At 46.8% G+C, this 3,620-nt stretch carries 3 protein-coding genes; all 3 read left to right on the top strand.

Going from position 1 to position 3,620, the window contains the following annotated elements; genetic code table 11:
- The first annotated feature begins 64 nt into the window (after window positions 1-64).
- Window positions 65-1,234 (top strand): formimidoylglutamase, encoded by a 1,170-nt coding sequence (locus HKN79_10475; protein ID NNC83991.1) that lies wholly within the window; start codon window positions 65-67, stop codon window positions 1,232-1,234.
- Window positions 1,235-1,422: 188 nt separating this feature from the next.
- On the top strand, window positions 1,423-2,328 hold the full coding sequence (locus HKN79_10480; GenBank protein NNC83992.1) for a type IX secretion system membrane protein PorP/SprF: 906 nt from the start codon (window positions 1,423-1,425) through the stop codon (window positions 2,326-2,328).
- Between the two features lie 238 nt (window positions 2,329-2,566).
- On the top strand, window positions 2,567-3,620 hold a 1,054-nt coding region (locus tag HKN79_10485; protein ID NNC83993.1), incomplete at its 3' end, for an SUMF1/EgtB/PvdO family nonheme iron enzyme.

Genomic DNA, 3,620 nt, shown 5'->3' on the forward strand with positions numbered 1-3,620 from the left:
CCTTGGTAGAATGTAAGAAACTCGCTGAGGCTGCCCCGGCCAAACGATCCAGAAGCCGAAAGAAATGACAGAGGACATCGGCATATATCTACAAGCGATTCCCGAGAATCTGCTCCGTGGTGTATCCTTTGCTGACTCCAGCATAGGAGACTACATGCGCTTCCATGACAAGGAAATTCCCGCTTTGGACAATGTCCAATTAGCAATCATCGGAATACGTGAGGGAAGGAACTCCGATGAGAATGAGGGCTGCGCTCATGGTGTGGATCCAGTTAGAAGAGCCCTATACTCTCTCTTCGTGGACACTTCTGAACTTCAGATCGTAGACCTTGGAGATATTCATTCCGGTCATGCGGTCGAAGACACATTGTTTGCCGTTCAACATGTCGCGGAGTATCTCATAGCTCGAGGTATCGTTCCTATTTTTATCGGTGGGGCTGACTATTGCTCCGTAGGAGTCTACAAGGCCTATTGTGCCTTGGAACGGATGACCAACGTGGTCAATATCGATCCCATGTTCGATGTACACGACAATGAGGGGGAACCCGATGTGTACAACCATCTGAGCCGGATGATACTTCATAAGCCCGGTTTCCTATTCAATTTCACCAACATCGGGTATCAGACCTATCTGGTCAATCCAAAGATGCAATCGGTGATGAACAAGATGTTCTTTGACATCCACCGTCTAGGCGAGGTCAATGAGGACATCAGTGAGATGGAACCGGTGATACGACAAGCCGATATGTTGACCATCGATATGCGAGCTGTACGGGCATCTGACAATCCGGGTCATCGAAATCCTTTGCCCAATGGACTTTACGGAGAGCAACTCTGCCAATTGATGGCTCAGGCCGGCACCAACGAGAAGCTGAGTTCTATCTCGTTCTTCGGGTATAACCCTGAATTCGATATGCGCAGTCAAAGTGCACAATTGATCGCCCAGGCCATCTGGTGTTTTATCGAGGGCTTCCTCAATCGGAGATCCGAATCGATCGATTTCAGTTCCGAGCAATTCACCCGCTACCGTGTCTCACTGAAAGATGATCATGAGATCATTTTCTACAAGAGCAAATTGACCGACCGATGGTGGCTCGAAGTACCCATGCCGCATACGGAAGGAAACCGATATAAGCGTTCTCAGATAGTCCCTTGTTCCTACAAAGACTATGTCATGGCAAGCGACCAAGAAGTGCCTGACCGCTGGTGGCGTACGTTTCAGAAGTTGCAGTGAACAGCTTTCCAAGAGCTGTCTGTTTTCTGACGATCCATTGAAGATTGCAATCCAAGCACACATCTGAGAGGAATGTGAAAAAAAGCTACTTTAGCGGACATCCTTGGGCAAAAATCCCTTGGGTCAACTTGAAACCGAAGTACTTAACTGTCTGTCAATCAATGATGAAAAGAGTTGTAATCTTAGTGATGTTGGCTTGGTGTGGTCATTCATCTGCGCAACAGGATCCCCAGTTCACACAGTTCATGTTCGATAAGTTGTCTATCAATCCAGGCTATGCTGGAATCAGTAACAACCTCTGTTTTACAGGATTCTACAGACAGCAGTGGACAGGATTCGAAGGGGCACCTACTACAGTCATGTTCCAAGGTCACGCTCCGATCAAGCGTATCAATAGTGGTGTGGGACTCACCATCTTCAATGACGAATTGGGACAGGAATCATCCAATATCATCCGAGCCCACTATTCCTATCACTTCAAGAATATAGGCTCAGGCAAACTCGGTCTAGGTGCGAGTATTGGATACCTCTCTAAGGAGTTGGGAAATGATGAATGGCTCTCCATCGATCCTGTAGAATCAGATAATGCGATTCCAGATAATGGGACCTCGGCTGGAACTATTGACTTCTCCTTCGGTGCCTTCTACAAAGCAGATAAATTCTACATCGGATTGAGCTCGACCCATCTATCAGAAGGTGAGTTCTCAGACCTCTCTATCGCAACAGCCCGTCATTATTATCTGATGGCCGGATACGAATATGCGGTCAGTCCGAACTTCGATCTCTTACCCAATATCCTGATGAAATCAGATGCTGCTTCTACGCAGATCGATATCAATGTGATAGGCATGTATAAGGATATGGTCTGGGTGGGTGTCAGTGGCCGTGCTGATGATGCCATAGCCCCCATGTTGGGATACCGTCATGAACTAAGTGAGGGGCTAGCAGCCATAAGAATCGGATATTCGTACGATGTGACCATGTCCGAACTGAATAACTACAGTTCTGGAAGCCATGAGATCATGTTGAACTACTGTAGAAAACTGAAGAAACCGTTACCACCTCAAATTTATAAGAACGTTAGATTCCTGTAACCGTGTAACAATTTACAGGAAGCCTCGTTAAAGACTAACAATAATCAGAGCGAATCTGCAGAGTGAACTGATGAACGTTGGGATTTTGCGAGATACACTGAAAAATACCAGCACAATGAAGAAACTGTTTTTTGGTTTTTCCATAGTTGCGCTTTTAGCTAGCTGTAATGGGGGCAACAGAGGCGAACTCGTGGGGTCTTTCCCGAGACCAGACTTTTATCAAGTCAATCCGTACGGGATGAATTACATCCACTTCGGTTCATTTATAATGGGCCCGAGCGATCAAGATGTTCCATATGCAAATACGACCAAGTCGAAGACGGTATCCGTTCAGGCATTCTACATGGATGACACGGAGATCACTAACAATGAGTACCGTCAGTTCATAGACTATGTGCGTGATTCTACCGCACACAGGATCTTGGGAGAAGAAGGCATAGGTGAGCACATCTTCGAGGAGAATGCCTATGGAGAGGAACTCGATCCACCACTTATCAATTGGGATGAGCGGATACGTTGGAATGATGAGGATGAGCGTGAAGCTTTGCTGGACATGTATCTCTCCGAGAATGAACGATTCTACAGAAGAAAGGAACTGGACACACGTAAGTTGAAGTTCGAGTACTACTGGGTAGACCTTAAAGCTGCGGCAGTAAAGTCTAACCGTGACATGGATCTGGGTTACCGTAACCGGAAGGGGCAGAACAATGCCATCCGTGGTCACGTAGACCGCTCCCAATTCATCATCAAGGAGATCATCAATGTATATCCTGATACCCTCGTGTGGATTCAGGATTTCACCTATTCTTTCAACGAGCCCATGACCAATGCCTACTTCTGGCACCCGGCTTTTGATGACTATCCTTTGGTAGGTATCACTTGGAATCAGGCCAAGGCATTCAATGTTTGGAGGACCCAGATGCTGAATACATGGCTCAGATCACATGGTGAAGTATTCGTGCAACACTTCAGATTGCCCAGTGAGGCAGAATGGGAGTACGCTGCACGTGGTGGACTGGATCTCAACCCATATCCATGGGGAGGACCTTATGTACGGAACATCCTCGGTTGTCCTCTGGCCAACTATAAACCTCTCAGAGGAGACTATGTAGAGGATAACGGCTTTCACACAGTACCTGTGACATCCTATGAGCCCAATGACTATGGACTCTATTGTATGTCGGGTAATGTGGCAGAATGGACCAACACTGCCTATGATGAATCAGTGTATGATTTCTCTCATGACCTGAATCCGGAGTATACATATGATGCATTGGAGAATGACCCTCCGG

This window comes from Flavobacteriales bacterium, assembly GCA_013001705.1.
Classification (GTDB): Bacteria; Bacteroidota; Bacteroidia; order Flavobacteriales_D; family JABDKJ01; genus JABDLZ01.